Origin of the sequence: Clostridium polynesiense, assembly GCF_000820705.1 — a bacterium.
In the GTDB taxonomy this organism is placed as follows: Bacteria; Bacillota; Clostridia; order Clostridiales; family Clostridiaceae; genus Clostridium_AA; species Clostridium_AA polynesiense.
The window spans coordinates 16,588-31,968 of record NZ_CCXI01000128.1 but is presented as its reverse complement, the minus strand read 5'-3'; the positions used below and the strand labels follow the sequence as shown (position 1 = coordinate 31,968).

The window sequence follows — 15,381 nt, the reverse complement described above, 5'->3', positions numbered from 1 at the left end:
TTTAGGTATATATGGAACTTCGGAATCTGCCAGATCCTATATAATAAATGGAATATACGAAGAAATTGATAAACCGCTGTTCGTTTTTACCCACAGCGACATGGAGGCGAAAAATCTTTACGAGGATATCTCACTTTATATAAATGAAGTTTATTATTTTCCCGCTAAAGAAGTTGTATTTTATAATATAGATGCAATTTCCGGAGATTTAAGATGGGCTAGGCTGAAGGTAATAAAAGAAATGCTGAGACCAGTCAAAAAAATTATAATAGCTTCAATGGAAGCACTGGCAGCCGCCTATACCCCAAGAGAGCTGTATGAAAGTCACAGTTTTTCCATCAAACAGGGAGATATAATAAATTTTAAAGATATTGGTGAAAAGCTTGTAGAAGCAGGATATGAAAGAATGGATATGGTAGATGGAAAGGGGCAATTTTCAGTAAGAGGAGGAATAATGGATATATATCCTCCTGATTCTTCCCTTCCATACAGGGTTGAGCTTTTCGATGATGAAGTGGATTCTATAAGAAGTTTTAACGTAGAAACTCAAAGAAGCATCGACAAAACAGATGAAATTGAAATTTTTCCTGCAAAAGAAATAATACTTGATAAGGAAATAATTAATAATGCATATAACAGGATAGGTAAAGAGCTGGAGGAGTTTGTTTCTGCAAACAAAGCGTCTAAGGACAAAGAAATTATAAATAAAATAACCACTATAGTAAGAGCAAATATGGAAAGCTTAAAGGAAACCTGGTCCTTTGAAACCATAGACAGCTATCTGCCCTTTTTTTTCGATAATCCCTGCGGGTTTACAGACTACATGGAGGATGCTTATATAATCGTAGAGGATAGCAGACGAAGCATAGGAAAGCTGGATAGTATTTATTTCGAATTTGAGGAAAACTATAAAGCATTTCTTCAAAGAGGAGATATTCTTCCTTCCCAAGGAAATCTATTAATTTCAAAGGAGAGTATAATTGAAAACTTAGAAGCAGGTGAAACTATAGTTATGGATAGTATAGCTAAGTCTGCTAAGCACCTTGCTCCTAAGAGTATAGTAAGCTTTTCCGAAATAACCCTTCACAATTATCATGGGCAGCTGGAAATGCTTATAGAGGATATTAAAGATAAGAAATTAAAGGGATATAAGACCCTAATACTTTCAGGTACAAGACCCAGAGGTGAAAGACTTGTTGATACCTTGAGAGATAGAGGAATAGAAAGCGTATATAGAGATATAGTTTCCGACATAGCTTTAGGAGAAGTGGTTATTACCTTTGGAAACCTATTAAAAGGTTTTGAATTTCCCGAGCTTAAGCTTTGCGTTATCTCAGATAAAGAAGTCTTTGGTGAATCTAAAAGAAAGATAAAAAGACGTTTAAGTAATAGAAAAGGTGTAGCAAAGATAAAGAGCTTTGCGGAACTGAGGCCGGGAGATTATGTTGTTCACGTTAACCATGGTATAGGTGTATATAAAGGAATAAAGCAAATTGAGGTACAAGGTCATAAAAGAGATTATCTTGATATTGAATATGAAAAAGGTGATAAGCTTTATGTACCTGTAGAGCAGCTTGACTTAGTTCAAAAATATATAGGAGGAGAAGGAAAGTCTCCTAAGATTAATAAGCTTGGAGGTACTGAATGGACTAAAGCAAAAGCTAAGGTTAAAAAATCAATAAATGAAATAGCTGAAGATTTAGTAAAGCTTTATGCTGCAAGATCCACATTAAAAGGTTATAAGTTCGCTAAAGATACTGAATGGCAGAGACAGTTTGAAGATGAGTTTCCTTATGAGGAAACTCCCGATCAGCTTAGTTCTTTAGAGGAAATCAAAGAGGATATGGAATCTGATAAGCCTATGGATAGGCTACTTTGCGGTGATGTAGGTTATGGTAAAACAGAAGTTGCACTACGTGCTGCCTTTAAGGCTGTTATGGATGGAAAGCAGGTGGCTATGCTAGTTCCCACCACTATTCTTGCAGAGCAGCATTATCAGACCATGAAAAAGAGATTTTCTGACTTTCCTATTACTGTGGACATGATAAGCAGATTCAGAACTTCTTCACAGCAGAAAAACACCCTGAAGTCTGTTAAGGAAGGTAACGTGGATATCCTGGTAGGAACCCACAGGCTTGTATCTAAAGACATACAGTTTAAGGATTTAGGGCTTTTGATAGTGGATGAGGAACAGCGATTTGGTGTGTCTCAAAAGGAAAAAATGAAGGCCTTAAAAAAGAATGTTGATGTACTTACCTTAAGTGCAACGCCTATACCAAGAACCCTTAATATGTCCCTTACAGGGGTTAGAGATATAAGCGTAATTGAAACCCCTCCAGAGGAAAGATACCCTATACAAACCTATGTGGTGGAGTTTAATGAACAGCTTATAAGAGATGCTGTGTTAAGAGAAATAAACAGAGATGGTCAGGTGTATTTTGTATATAACAGAGTGGAAGATATTAAGAACATGGCCGGTATACTTCAAAACCTTATCCCTGAAGCAAGAATAGCAGTAGCCCATGGACAAATGACAGAAAAAGAGCTGGAAAAAGAAATGATGGCCTTTATGAATAAGGAGTATGATGTACTTCTGTGTACTACCATCATAGAAACAGGTATTGATATACCAAATGTTAATACAATGATAGTAAATGATTCAGATAAATTAGGACTTTCTCAGCTTTACCAGCTTAGAGGAAGGGTTGGAAGATCTAATAGAATAGCTTATGCTTATTTTGTATACAGAAAGGATAAAATACTTACAGAAGTGGCTGAGAAGAGGCTCAGAGCTCTTAAAGATTTTACAGAACTGGGTTCAGGCTTTAAAATTGCTATGCGTGACCTAGAAATAAGAGGGGCAGGAAATATGATGGGGTCAGCTCAGCATGGTCATATGGCTGCAGTAGGTTACGATCTTTACTGCAGAATGCTGGAGGATACCGTTAAGCTTGTAAAGGGAGAAATCGAAAATGAACCTGTAGAAACTACAGTGGATATAAAAATAGATGCCTTTATCCCCGGAGATTATATAGAAGACGAAGTTCAGAAGATAGAGATATACAAGAAGATAGCAGCTATTGAAAACCGTGAGGATTACATGGATGTTAAGGAGGAGCTAGAGGACAGGTATTCCTTTATTCCTCAAAGTGTATATAATCTTATGGATATAGCCTATATCAGAAGCAGAGGAAAAATATTAGGTATAGAGGAAATAAAAGAAAAACCACAAGAGGTTCTGTTCCAATTCGAAAGCAGGGAAAGAACGGAGCAGAGTATATTTAAAGCTCTTATGGACAGATACAGTAAAAAGATTGTTTTCAAATTAGGGGAAAAGCCCTCCTTTGCTTATAAGCTTAATGAATTGAAAAAAGAAGATATGTTGGGAGTTTTTAAGGAATTACTAGAATATATGATAGAAACGAAAAATAAATAAAATTTTTAATTTGAAATGACAGGTTTATATTGTTATACTTACTATGTGTTAATTTAGTTTGCAATGTACTGTAAAAATACTTATAATGATTACATTGTATCCAAAAAATTAAATCTACAGAGAGAAGCGGGGGAAACGCAGTGAAGAATATAAAAGCTCTAGTTAGCGTTGCTGTAGCGGGTTTAATGGCTATATCTTTAGCTGGCTGTAAATTGATAGAAAAAACACCTGAAGCTATACAGAAAACTACATTAGCAAAGGTGGGAAATGAAAAGATTACAAGGGGACAATTGGATGAAAGAATGGTTCCTGTTATAGAGGCATTAAAGAAGCAATATGGCGATGATATTGAAAAAAATGAACAGGCAAAGGAAATGCTTAAAAACCAGCAGACACAAAATTTAGATACTATGGTATCTGAAAAGGTGTTCCTTCAAAAAGCAAAGGAATTAAAATTAGTTCCTGAAGAAGCTAAGCTTAAAGAAGAAGTAGATGCAAAAATAAAAGAAATTAAAGGAATGTATAATAATGATGAAGCTAAGTATCAGGAAGCTTTAAAGGCTTCAAACTTAACTGATGAAACAGTTGTAGATTATCTTAAAGAACAGATAATAATGACAAAGGTTTTAGAACATATTTTTAAAGATGTAACAGTTTCCGATGAAGAAATTAAAAAATATTATGATGAAAACAAGGAACAGTTTACACAAAAGCCAGGTGCAAAACTTGCACATATATTAGTTAAGACTGAACAAGAAGCTAAAGATATTAAAAAGCAATATGATAACGGTGCTAAGTTCGAAGATTTGGCAAAAAAATACGGTACTGACGGTACTAAGGATTCAGGCGGAGATTTAGGCTTTGTGGAATATGAATCCCAAGAGCTTGATGCTGATTTTCTTAACGCTGCTAAAACTCTTAAAGAAGGCGAGGTTTCCGGGCCTGTTAAAACTCAGTTTGGTTTCCATTTAATAAAAGCCACAGAACTTAAAAAGGATCCTGTAGTAACTCCTTTTGAAGAAGTTAAAGAAGACATTAAAGATTATCTGCTTCAAAAAAAGAAAAATGAAGCCTACAGCAATAACTTGGAACAATGGAAAAAAGATTTAGATGTAAAAGTATATACTGAAAGATTAGATGAAGATGCTAAATAGTTAAAAATAAAAGCTCCTGCCGGAAATAACGGAAGGAGCTTTTATTCATTATTTTGGCTGCGGGAAATAAAAACAACAATTGTGTATAAAATTTCATATCCTTCAAATAATACTACTACAGAGCACTATATTAATTTGTTAAGCATAAGGAGGAGTGTTTATTTATGAAGGCTACAGGTATCGTAAGGCGAATTGATGATTTGGGCAGAGTTGTTATTCCTAAAGAGATAAGAAGAACTTTAAGAATAAGAGAGGGTGATCCTTTAGAAATTTTTACTGACAGAGAAGGCGGTGTTATACTTAAAAAATATTCTCCTATTGAGGAATTGACTGATTTCTCTAAAGAATATGCCGAAGCTCTTCAGCAAACCATTGGACATATAATACTTATTGCAGATAAAGATGCATTTATATCTGTAAGCGGTGCACCAAAAAAAGATTTTATAGAAAAGAAAATAAGCAGTGAACTGGAAAAAATCATAGATGATAGAAAGACTGTTCTCATAGGGGATAACAATGGAAAGATAATACCTCTTTATAATGATGAAGATCCTCAAGAGAAATATTTCTATCAGGTAATTTCTCCTATAATTGCTGAAGGAGATGCTATTGGTGCTGTGGTGATTATATCCAAGCAGGCTGGAGAAAAACTCGGGGAGTTGGAAATAAAGCTTGCGGAAACCGCTTCTGCCTTCTTAGGAAAGCAAATGGAGCAGTAATGTACTGATAATCAGGAAACAGTTAATTTTATGTACATAATCAGCTAAATAGTCATAATACCTTCGAATTTTAAATAAAAATTATTAGTACCATTAAAATTCGGAGGTATTATATGAAAAAACAATCATTGATTAAAGGGACTCTGATATTAGGTGCAGCAGGAGTGTTTGCAAGGTTTTTAGGAGTTTTTTTTAGATGGCCTTTAATTATGCTTATAGGCGATGAAGGAGCAGGCTTATATCAGATGTCCTATTCTTTATATATGTTTATAGTATCAGCAGCTACCGGGGTTCCTGTAGCGGTGTCTAAGATGGTATCTGAAAAAAATGCAGTGAATGATATGGAGGGCAGTTTTCAGGTATTTAAAGAAGCGTTAAAGCTTATGATTATCCTAGGGACAGGCCTTTCTGTATTACTATTCATTTTTGCCGCTCCTATAGTTTCAATACTAAAATGGGATGATAAGGCATATTATTCTCTTCTAGGGGTGGCTTTGGCTCCAATGCTTATTTATATAATGGATGCTTTCAGAGGATTTTTTCAGGGGCATCAGAATATGAATCCAACTGCAGTGTCACAGATAATAGAGCAGATAGGAAGAGTGATAGGAGGAGTAGGACTAGCATATATATTGTATCCTAAAGGAATAGAATACTCAGCGGCAGGGGCAGCTTTAGGAGCTGCCACAGGAGGATTTTTAGGAAATATATATTTAATTTATAAATATATTAAGTTCAGGGCAGGAACTGTACGCATGAGGATTAAAAGAAGCAGCTTTATAATGAACAGGCTTTTAAGAATTGCAATTCCAATATCTATGGGAGCTATAGCATCCAGTGTAATGGGATTAATAGATTCTGCCTTAGTGCCTCAAAAGCTTCTTCAGGCAGGCTTTAGTCAAAATAGCGCTACAATATTATTTGGTCAGCTTACCGGCAAAGCTTCTGTGCTTATAAATATCCCCTTAACCCTTTCTGTAGCATTAAGTTCTTCAATAGTACCTATTATTGCAGAAGCTTATACTTTAAGAAAAAAATCAGAAGCAAAATACAAAATAGATATGTCAGTGAAGCTTTCTGCTGCTATAGCTATACCCTGTACCCTTGGTCTTTATTATATGTCTCAGCCTATATTCAATCTCATTTTTCCCGGTAGGGGTGAAGGGCATCTTATTTTAAAGTATCTTTCTTTAAGCATTCCCTTTATAATTATGGCACAAACCACCACATCTATACTTCAGGCGGCAGGGCACTATATAAAACCTGTGATGAATTTATTGTTTGGATGTATAGTTAAGGTTGTACTTACCCTTGTGCTTGTACCTATACCTGAGATAAATATTTTTGGAGCTGTTGCAGCAACTATAATAGCATATGGAGCTTCCTCCTATCTTAATATAGCAGATATGAGAAAAAAGCTTGGAATAAAAATCGATTATTATAGTTTTTTTATAAGGCCTTGTTATGCATCTATTATTATGAGCCTAGGTGTTTTATACAGCTATTCTATAGCTCTTCAAAAAGTTTCTTCTTCAAGCGTTGCCTGCTTGATTTCTATTTTTATAGGGATTATTATATATGTGATATTTATAATGCTATTCGGAGTTGTTGAATATGGATACCTTGTTAAAAAGGTTATAAAAAAACACTGAAATTAAGGAGAGAAGCTAATGATTAACATAATAGGTCTGGGACCGGGATCCGCAGAAGCACTGACCCTTGGCAGCATAAAACTCTTAAAATCAAGCAGCTATATAATATTAAGGACTGCTAAGCACCCTACCATAAGCTATCTGGATGATGAGGGGATTGTTTACTCAACCTATGACTATGCTTATGATAAATTTAAAAGCTTTGATGAGGTTTATAATTATATTGCTGAGGATCTTATAGCTAAGCATAGAGAGCATGGAGATATTGTATATGCTGTGCCTGGGCATCCTCTGGTGGCAGAAAAATCCGTAGAATTAATTATAGCTAAAGCTGAAGAAGAAAATATCGATATTAATATAGTACCGGCAGTGAGCTTTATTGATGCGGTGCTGGACAGCCTAAAGCTAGACCCCATTAAGGGCTTAAAACTTATAGATGCTTTCGATATATCAAACCAGATACCGGATAAGAGGGTAGGAACGGTTATAACTCAGGTTTATAATCATTTTATAGCTTCTGAGGTAAAACTTAAATTATTAGAGTTTTATGAGGATGAAACTTTAATATATTTTGTACGTGCTGCAGGAATTAAGGGAGAAGAAAGCGTAAGAAAGATTAAGCTTTATGAGCTGGATTGGCAGGAGGACATCGATTATTTAACTTCTTTATATATACCAGCTGACCCGGAAAATAAAAAGGACTTTTATGAATTTGTTGATATTATTGATACCTTAAGAGCTCCAGGAGGATGTCCATGGGATAGAGAACAAACCCATGAAAGTTTAAAAAGAGCACTTATAGAAGAAAGTTATGAAGTTATTGAAGCTATAGAGGAAATGGACGATAATAAACTTATTGAAGAGTTAGGTGATTTACTTCTTCAAGTGGTATTCCATGCTTCTATAGGAAAAGATGAAGGCTATTTTAACATTCATGACGTGATTGAAGGAATCAGCAGAAAAATGATATATAGACATCCCCATGTATTTGGTACCGTTTCAGTTTCTGATTCAAAAGAAGTACTTAACAATTGGGATGAACTTAAGAGAAAAGAACAAGGCTTAAAAAGCTTTACCGATGAATTAAATCATATTGCTAAAAGTCTTCCTGCTTTAATAAGAGCTGAAAAGGTCCAAAAGAAGGCTGCAAAAGCGGGTTTTGACTGGGATAACGTAGAAGAGCCCTTAAATAAGATATTTGAGGAAGCAGAAGAATTAAAAGATGTATATAAATTACAGAACAAGGCAAAAATACTAGATGAAATGGGAGACCTTATTTTTGCTTGTGTAAACACCTGTAGATTTTTAAATATACCTGCCGAAGAAGCACTTAATTCCACTACAAATAAATTTATCAAAAGATTTTCTTTTATTGAAAAAACTTCCTTAGAAGTAGGAAAGAACCTTGAAGATATGAGCCTTGAAGAAATGGATTATTTCTGGGAGCAAGCAAAAAAAATTGAAAAAAGCCAAAAATAAGAAGGAATTTTGGTAAAAGTGGAGAATAATATAACCTGTACTATTAGTACTTTTATGGATACATCCCTATTTATCTATAAATTATTAAATTATAGATAATCCTTAAATTAAGTATAGACTTGAAATATACTAAAGCTTATAATAGGATAATGTAGCCGTAAAATTACATAATATAATCAAAATGAGTAAAATTTTAATAACTCAATATAAGGAGGATGTTACTGTGAACAAAGCAGAATTAATTTCAAGTATTGCTGAAAAGAGCAAGCTAACAAAGAAAGATGCTGAGGCAGCTTTAAAGGGACTTATAGAAAGCATTCAGGAAACTCTTGAGAAGGGTGAAAAAGTTCAATTAGTTGGATTCGGAACTTTTGAAACAAGAGAAAGAGCAGCTAGAGAAGGAAGAAACCCAAGAACAAAAGAAACTATAACAATCCCTGCATCTGTAGTTCCAGTATTCAAGGCTGGTAAAGAATTTAAAGATAGAGTTAATAAATAATTACTATCTATAAGGAGCTGTCTCAAGCTAGAAGTATTTCTGACTGAGGCGGCTCACTTTTTTAATATAAGATCTTAATATAATAATTTCCATAGTTAATCTCAGGTTTTGCTTAAAATATGCAGGTTTTTTATATTCTTTAGATATTCTTAAGAATATCATTAAAAAATATTTAAGAATTATAATTTATACTGCAATTAATAAATGACATAAGGAGAATGGTATGGATATAGCAGTTTTGACAGAGTATTTTACAGAATACGGACCAATCATCATATTTTTAATTGTATTTTTAGAATATTTAAATTTACCCGGACTACCATCAGGGATTATAATGCCTTTGGCAGGTATATGGGCATACAGCGGAATTATAAGCCTTACCAGCACCATTGTAATATCATTAATAGCAGGGCTTGCAGGAAGCTGGGGTTTATATTTTATAGGAAAATACGGAGGAGATTTTATAATTAAAAAAGTATATAAGTAGATTTCCGAAGCAGGAAAAGATAATAAATAAGAATATTGAAATATTAAGGCAGAAGGGAAGCATAGGAGTTTTTATAAGCAGATTGATACCTGTGGCAAGAACTATAATATCTGTACCTGCCGGTGTACTTAAATTAGAGTTTGTTAAATTTACCTTAAGCAGTGCAGCAGGCATTTTTATATGGAATGGCGTGTTTATAGGTGCTGGATATTTTTTAGGTGAAAGCTTTCTGTATAAATTCCTTTAGGTAAATATATAAATGCTATTTACTAAAGCTATGGCAAGGATACATATATGTGATATGATAGAATACCATGAATTTATACTTTATAAGTATGGTTTTCCATGCTAATAATACTTTTATTTAATATGGTATAATATTATAAATAAGGATTTATAGTAAAGGAGCTGGAATATGCGTCTAGATAAGTATTTAAAAGTTTCCAGAATAATAAAAAGAAGAACTGTTGCAAAGGAAGCATGCGAAGGTGGAAGGGTGAGTATTAACGGAAAAACTGCTAAACCCGGAACTGATATAAAAGAGGGAGATATAATTGAAATCAGCTTTGCATCAAAAAAGCTTAAAGCAAGGATTTTAAGTATTTCTGAGCATGTGCGTAAAGAAGCGGCAGCAGCTATGTACGAAATATTAGAAGGCGAAGAAGATAAAGATGAGTAAGCAGCAAGCACAGCATTGAAATTTAGAATATATCTCAATACTGTGCTTTTTCTATAGCTGTGTTATATACTTCTTATTTATTTCATATATTGATATAGGAGTAAATAGGAGGTTTTGTTATATATGGAAGTAAAAAAGGAATTAAAGTCCGAAGAAAAGAAAAGCAGTTTAATACTTGACAGCAGAAAAAAGCTTTCATTAAATGGTGTAATAGAAGTTATCAGTTTTGATGATGAAAAGATTCTGCTTAATACCTGTTTGGGAATGCTTACAGTAAAGGGACTTGGACTTAAAATGAATAAACTGGATGTACAGAATGGGGATATACTTATAATAGGCACCATAGATTCATTTATATATACAGGTACACAGCCTAAAAAAGACAGTGAAGGTCTTATTAAAAGGCTGTTTAAATAGGTGCTGCCATGGTAATACCTTTAGATATGCAGTTTAGAATAATAATCTTCGGTTTTGCAGCAGGTATAATCACAGGTATGATATTTGATTTTTATAGGATTATAAGAGGAATAAAGACAGTAAAATATTTAATTATAATTGAGGATACGCTCTTTTGGATATTATGCTCACTAGTAGTATTTGTGTTTTTACTTTATACTCAGTATGCTGTACTAAGCGTATATGTATATATATATTTGATATTAGGAATAATATTTTACTTGTGGATGTTTAGTAAGTATTTTATAGCAGTGGAAATAGCTATAATAAAAAATACTTCAATATTAATGAGAATACTGATAAAATATATAGTATATCCTTTTAAGTTTATTTTTTACAAAAATAATAAAGTCTCAAAAAATTAACTTGAATAAAATATAAATACAATTTAAAATAAACATGAGAAATATTATAAGAGACAACATAAATTAGGAAGAGGAAAAAGTTATGAGAAAGAAGACAACTCTTAAAAATTTAATAATCAGCTTCATGCTTATTGCTTTGGTTTATAATGTTGTTAATCAGCAGTTAACCATGAGAAGGATCAAAAAGCAGTTTGATGAAAAGCAGGTTGAGTTAAATTCTCTAAAAATGAAGAATGATAAATTAAAAGAAGAAGTTAAAGCTTCTCAAACCGACCCTTCCTATATGGAAAGGCTGGCTAGAGAAAGATTAGGCTATATTAAGCCGGGAGAAAACACTATAGTAGATACCCCTAGCGAAGCCAATACTAATAAATAAGTTTATAATAATAACATAATATTAATATTTAAAATTTTAAGGAGGAGTCTTTTTAACATGACCTTAGTGGCAGGAAACATTTTAGAAGGTACAGTGGTTAACATCACTAACTTTGGTGCATTCGTCGAAGTGGAAGGGAAAACAGGATTGGTTCACATCTCTGAAGTAGCTGATTCCTTTGTAAAGGACATCAGACAGCATCTTAAAGAACAGGATAAGGTAAAGGTAAAAGTTATATCCATAGATGATAATGGAAAGATCAGCCTTTCAATAAAGCAGGCAAACATTAAAAAGAAATCTGTAAAGCCTGTGGAATATGATTGGAATTCTGACAGAAAACAAAATAATTCCGCTAACTTTGAGGATATAATGTCTAAGTTCTTAAAGGACAGTGAAGAAAGACTTCAAGATGTAAAGAAAAATCAGGATCTTAAAGGTGGTAAGGGATATAGTAAAAGAAATTTTGGTTAATTAGATATTAGGTCATCAAATAAACAGCCTCTTATATATACAAGAGGCTGTTATTAATTGATTTCATAAAAAAGCATTCTTTCCATAATTATACTTTAAAATATTTCTCTTAAATTAGTTGACAGTATCCAAAACATGTTTTATAATAAAACTTGTCGTCAGAGATGGTGGCAATGCTGAAGTGGCGGAACAGGCAGACGCACAGGACTTAAAATCCTGCGGTGCTAACACACCGTACCGGTTCGATTCCGGTCTTCAGCACCAAATATCGCGGGGTGGAGCAGCTGGTAGCTCGTCGGGCTCATAACCCGAAGGTCACAGGTTCAAGTCCTGTCCCCCGCAACCATAAAACTCAATAATAGCGTGGCGGAATAGCTCAGCTGGCTAGAGCATTCGGTTCATACCCGAAGTGTCGTAGGTTCAAGTCCTATTTCCGCTACCATATACGCTGAAGTGGCGGAACAGGCAGACGCACAGGACTTAAAATCCTGCGGTGCTAACACACCGTACCGGTTCGATTCCGGTCTTCAGCACCAAAATGTCGCGGGGTGGAGCAGCTGGTAGCTCGTCGGGCTCATAACCCGAAGGTCACAGGTTCAAGTCCTGTCCCCGCAACCATTTTTTTTTGTAAAGATATTTTAATTTAATATGGCGGAATAGCTCAGCTGGCTAGAGCATTCGGTTCATACCCGAAGTGTCGTAGGTTCAAGTCCTATTTCCGCTACCAATATAAAAAGATGCTTTTTAAGCATCTTTTTTGTTTATGCTCTTCTTATAAAAGTATTCCATTTTTTTCTCCCCATAATCCTAAAGTATTATTTAGATAACGACAATATACATTAAATATAATTTACCATTAAGAATTTTAAAATTCGGTGAAAATTACTGAATATTGATGTATATGTAAATTTATCAGTTGTTTTTACAGCTATGAAGTGTTTTGAATTTATTGACGCATGAAGGAGTAAATTTATAAAAATTAGAATATGTTGTCCATGAAAAAATAAATATTACCCGATATATTTACATATATTACCAGAAGAACTTGGTATAATTATCTTACTCAATTTATATGTTTTAATTTAGGGGGGAATGTAATGCAGTATGGGATTGAATATGGAACTTACAAGAGATCAGGAAAGGAAAAAAAAGCAATAAATGAGCTTCAAAGGAGTTCTTCCGCTTATAGGATGATAATATACATGCTCCTTTCTCTTTTGATAAGCAGAGTTATGCTTATAAACAACAGCGCTCCGTTTGGACTTGCTTTTCTTTTTGCAGTAATAATATGCAGGGATGCAAAATATGCAGTATACTCCGGTATAGGCACACTTATTGGGTATATAACCCTTATTAATAATATAGAGAATTTACCTGTATATCTTTTATCCGTGATATCTGTTACCTGTTTATCCGTATTAGTGGGTAATATTTCCAGAAATAAAAGACTTATGATTTTAACAGCTGTGGTTTTTCTTGAAAATATTCTTTACAATATGCTGGTTAATCATTATAGCCTTGGTATTAACTTAACTCAATCCGCGATACAGTGTCTTCTTATAATACCTATATATTTTATATTTAGATATGGAGTAAATTGCTTCGAGGAAATCAATACTAAGCATCTATTTAATAATGAAGAAATAATCAGTATGGCAATACTCATATCCATAGCAGTATCAGGATTATGGGGAATAGCGGTATTTAACATAAGCATCAGAAATATAATAGCCTTAACGGTGGTGGTAATGATAGCATATGTTAACGGAGGTTCAATAGGTGCAGCTGCAGGGGTAGCAGCAGGGCTAATAATAGGCATATCCTCCAATAATATGAATGTATTTGTAAGCGTATACGGTGTATGCGGACTGGTTGCAGGACTTTTCAGAGAAACAGGAAAATACCTTACTGCTTTAGCTTATATGATATTGTTCATGGTACTTAAGCTGTATTCAAATCTTGGATCGGATTTTAAAATAATAGAAGGGATTATTACCTGTGTACTTTTTCTTTCTATTCCTCAGAAAATTTATCGAAGCATATGTTTTGAAATGGATTGGGAAAAGAAACAGAATTTAATAAATGAGTCTCATTTGTCAAAGGTAAAAGAAGTACTTACAGACAGGTTGAAGGGATTTAATGATATTCTCAAAACAATGTCTGGTATTCTAAATGGGTTTATGGATAATGAAAAGCTCCTTATGAAGGGAAAAAGCAGTGGAATAATAGAAAATCTGGCAGATAGAGTATGCGGAAGTTGTGATATGAGGCATTTGTGCTGGAAGAGGGAGCTGCATTACACCTACAGTGCTTTTGCAGAGCTTATTGAAAATTTTCATGAAAAAAAATACGAGATTCCTCATGAAATAAATAGAAAATGCATTAAGAGAACTGCTCTTACCAAGGAAGCTGAGGACATAGTTAATAATCATATAGTAAATGAGATGTGGAGGAACAGGTTAATTGAAGGGAGAAAGCTTTTGGCTTCTCAAATAGGAGGTATGTCTTCAACTATATCGGAAATCGTGAAGGATTTTGATTCGGAAGTGGTATTTAATCATGAAACTGAAAAGTTATTAATAAAGGCCTTGAGTAAAACAGAATTAAAGTATCCAGATATTTTCTGCTATAGTGATAAAAATGGAAGATTAAATATTAAAATTACCATGGAAGCTTGTGAAGGTGGACAAACATGTGTTAAGCATCTGCTTCCCATAATCAATGAGACTGTAAATAAAGTTATGTGTATCTCCGGAGATGGCTGTGAAATTAAAGCATCAAATAATCAATGCACGGTAATATATGAAGAAACCCCTAGATTTCATGTAGCTACCTATGCAGCAGTATCCTGCAAGGCTGGAGAAAGTTGTATAGGAGATAGCTACAGCTTTGGAAGGATGAAGAATGGCAGTTATATAACTGTAATAAGCGACGGTATGGGATCCGGAGCAGAAGCGGGGAAAGACAGCAGAGCTTCAGTGGAGCTTATTGAAAAATTTCAGGAGGCTGGATTTAGCAGCTTAACAGCTATAAATACAGTAAACTCTATAATAAGCATGAAGTTTGATGAAGAAGAAAAATTTTCTACATTAGATTTAAACAGTATTGATTTATACACCGGAGAAGCAGCATTTATGAAGGTAGGTGCCGCATGCAGCTTTATTAAGAGAGGCAAGAATGTGGAAATAATAAGCTCGAAAACTCTTCCTATTGGTGTATTGGATAAGCCAGATGTGGATATAATTGAAAAGAAGCTTAAAAATGGAGACATTATTATCTCCATAAGTGATGGCATTTTAGATGTAAACAGTAAATCACCTTCTAACTCTGAATGGATTATGAAATTTCTTTCTGAAACCAAGTGCTCTAACCCTAAAGAGCTGGTGCATGAAATTTTGAATCAGGCAAAGGATTTAGCAGGAGGAAAGCCTAAAGATGATATGACGGTTTTAGTATCTAAAATATATGGAATATTCCAGTAATCAGTCTCCCTTATGTGTCCGGTGTTTTCTTGGAAATGCCGGGCATATTATTTGTTGGATAATTTATATAGAAAATACCATGGTTTATGTTATAATTATATAATTAAAATTATTCATATTTATAAA

At 33.9% G+C, this 15,381-nt stretch carries 14 protein-coding genes and 6 tRNA genes; all 20 read left to right on the top strand.

Annotated features, from left to right (window positions below; genetic code table 11):
• On the top strand, window positions 1-3,436 hold a 3,436-nt coding region (gene mfd, locus TA89_RS12585), incomplete at its 5' end, for a transcription-repair coupling factor (RefSeq protein ID WP_040213841.1).
• Between the two features lie 140 nt (window positions 3,437-3,576).
• Entirely contained in the window at window positions 3,577-4,590 is a 1,014-nt protein-coding gene (locus TA89_RS12580; RefSeq protein ID WP_040213839.1) for a peptidylprolyl isomerase, read from the top strand.
• A gap of 164 nt (window positions 4,591-4,754) precedes the next feature.
• Window positions 4,755-5,309, top strand: coding sequence for a stage V sporulation protein T (spoVT, locus tag TA89_RS12575; RefSeq protein ID WP_040213837.1), 555 nt, complete (start codon window positions 4,755-4,757; stop codon window positions 5,307-5,309).
• A gap of 113 nt (window positions 5,310-5,422) precedes the next feature.
• Window positions 5,423-6,961 carry a putative polysaccharide biosynthesis protein gene (locus tag TA89_RS12570; RefSeq protein ID WP_040213836.1) on the top strand — a complete coding sequence of 513 codons (1,539 nt, stop codon included), beginning with the start codon at window positions 5,423-5,425 and terminating at the stop codon, window positions 6,959-6,961.
• 18 nt (window positions 6,962-6,979) lie between these two features.
• Window positions 6,980-8,440 (top strand): bifunctional methyltransferase/pyrophosphohydrolase YabN, encoded by a 1,461-nt coding sequence (yabN, locus tag TA89_RS12565; protein WP_040213835.1) that lies wholly within the window; start codon window positions 6,980-6,982, stop codon window positions 8,438-8,440.
• 181 nt (window positions 8,441-8,621) lie between these two features.
• Entirely contained in the window at window positions 8,622-8,939 is a 318-nt protein-coding gene (locus TA89_RS12560; protein WP_187119305.1) for an HU family DNA-binding protein, read from the top strand.
• Between the two features lie 223 nt (window positions 8,940-9,162).
• Window positions 9,163-9,426, top strand: a complete 264-nt coding sequence (locus TA89_RS19195; RefSeq protein WP_341350003.1) for a DedA family protein — start codon at window positions 9,163-9,165, stop codon at window positions 9,424-9,426.
• Window positions 9,419-9,673, top strand: coding sequence for a DedA family protein (locus TA89_RS19190; protein WP_341350004.1), 255 nt, complete (start codon window positions 9,419-9,421; stop codon window positions 9,671-9,673). The genes TA89_RS19195 and TA89_RS19190 overlap by 8 nt, the downstream gene beginning before the upstream one ends.
• A 168-nt stretch (window positions 9,674-9,841) precedes the next feature.
• Window positions 9,842-10,105, top strand: coding sequence for an RNA-binding S4 domain-containing protein (locus TA89_RS12550; protein ID WP_040213831.1), 264 nt, complete (start codon window positions 9,842-9,844; stop codon window positions 10,103-10,105).
• A gap of 123 nt (window positions 10,106-10,228) precedes the next feature.
• Window positions 10,229-10,522, top strand: a complete 294-nt coding sequence (yabP, locus tag TA89_RS12545; RefSeq protein WP_040213830.1) for a sporulation protein YabP — start codon at window positions 10,229-10,231, stop codon at window positions 10,520-10,522.
• Window positions 10,523-10,548: 26 nt separating this feature from the next.
• Window positions 10,549-10,926, top strand: a complete 378-nt coding sequence (yabQ, locus tag TA89_RS12540; protein WP_242850139.1) for a spore cortex biosynthesis protein YabQ — start codon at window positions 10,549-10,551, stop codon at window positions 10,924-10,926.
• 82 nt (window positions 10,927-11,008) lie between these two features.
• Window positions 11,009-11,302, top strand: coding sequence for an FtsB family cell division protein (locus TA89_RS12535; protein ID WP_040213827.1), 294 nt, complete (start codon window positions 11,009-11,011; stop codon window positions 11,300-11,302).
• A gap of 57 nt (window positions 11,303-11,359) precedes the next feature.
• On the top strand, window positions 11,360-11,773 hold the full coding sequence (locus tag TA89_RS12530) for a S1 domain-containing RNA-binding protein (RefSeq protein ID WP_040213824.1): 414 nt from the start codon (window positions 11,360-11,362) through the stop codon (window positions 11,771-11,773).
• A gap of 175 nt (window positions 11,774-11,948) precedes the next feature.
• Window positions 11,949-12,037: transfer RNA gene (locus TA89_RS12525), tRNA-Leu, on the top strand.
• A gap of 5 nt (window positions 12,038-12,042) precedes the next feature.
• A tRNA-Met gene (locus tag TA89_RS12520) sits at window positions 12,043-12,119 on the top strand.
• A 19-nt stretch (window positions 12,120-12,138) separates the two neighbouring features.
• Window positions 12,139-12,215: transfer RNA gene (locus TA89_RS12515), tRNA-Met, on the top strand.
• Window positions 12,216-12,220: 5 nt separating this feature from the next.
• Window positions 12,221-12,309 (top strand) — tRNA-Leu (locus tag TA89_RS12510).
• Window positions 12,310-12,315: 6 nt separating this feature from the next.
• A tRNA-Met gene (locus tag TA89_RS12505) sits at window positions 12,316-12,391 on the top strand.
• A gap of 32 nt (window positions 12,392-12,423) precedes the next feature.
• Window positions 12,424-12,500, top strand: a tRNA-Met gene (locus tag TA89_RS12500).
• 370 nt (window positions 12,501-12,870) lie between these two features.
• Window positions 12,871-15,255 carry a stage II sporulation protein E gene (gene spoIIE / locus TA89_RS12495; protein WP_040213823.1) on the top strand — a complete coding sequence of 795 codons (2,385 nt, stop codon included), beginning with the start codon at window positions 12,871-12,873 and terminating at the stop codon, window positions 15,253-15,255.
• The last annotated feature ends 126 nt before the right edge of the window (window positions 15,256-15,381 follow it).

What these genes read in the sequence shown, in the direction of transcription:
- TA89_RS12535 (WP_040213827.1), top strand. Translation starts at nt 11,009, where the DNA reads ATGAGAAAGAAGACAACTCTTAAAAATTTAATAATCAGCTTCATGCTT.
- TA89_RS12550 (WP_040213831.1), top strand. Translation starts at nt 9,842, where the DNA reads ATGCGTCTAGATAAGTATTTAAAAGTTTCCAGAATAATAAAAAGAAGA.
- yabP (WP_040213830.1), top strand. Translation starts at nt 10,229, where the DNA reads ATGGAAGTAAAAAAGGAATTAAAGTCCGAAGAAAAGAAAAGCAGTTTA.
- spoVT (WP_040213837.1), top strand. Translation starts at nt 4,755, where the DNA reads ATGAAGGCTACAGGTATCGTAAGGCGAATTGATGATTTGGGCAGAGTT.
- TA89_RS12560 (WP_187119305.1), top strand. Translation starts at nt 8,622, where the DNA reads ATGAGTAAAATTTTAATAACTCAATATAAGGAGGATGTTACTGTGAAC.
- spoIIE (WP_040213823.1), top strand. Translation starts at nt 12,871, where the DNA reads ATGCAGTATGGGATTGAATATGGAACTTACAAGAGATCAGGAAAGGAA.
- TA89_RS12530 (WP_040213824.1), top strand. Translation starts at nt 11,360, where the DNA reads ATGACCTTAGTGGCAGGAAACATTTTAGAAGGTACAGTGGTTAACATC.
- TA89_RS12570 (WP_040213836.1), top strand. Translation starts at nt 5,423, where the DNA reads ATGAAAAAACAATCATTGATTAAAGGGACTCTGATATTAGGTGCAGCA.
- yabN (WP_040213835.1), top strand. Translation starts at nt 6,980, where the DNA reads ATGATTAACATAATAGGTCTGGGACCGGGATCCGCAGAAGCACTGACC.
- TA89_RS19195 (WP_341350003.1), top strand. Translation starts at nt 9,163, where the DNA reads ATGGATATAGCAGTTTTGACAGAGTATTTTACAGAATACGGACCAATC.
- yabQ (WP_242850139.1), top strand. Translation starts at nt 10,549, where the DNA reads ATGCAGTTTAGAATAATAATCTTCGGTTTTGCAGCAGGTATAATCACA.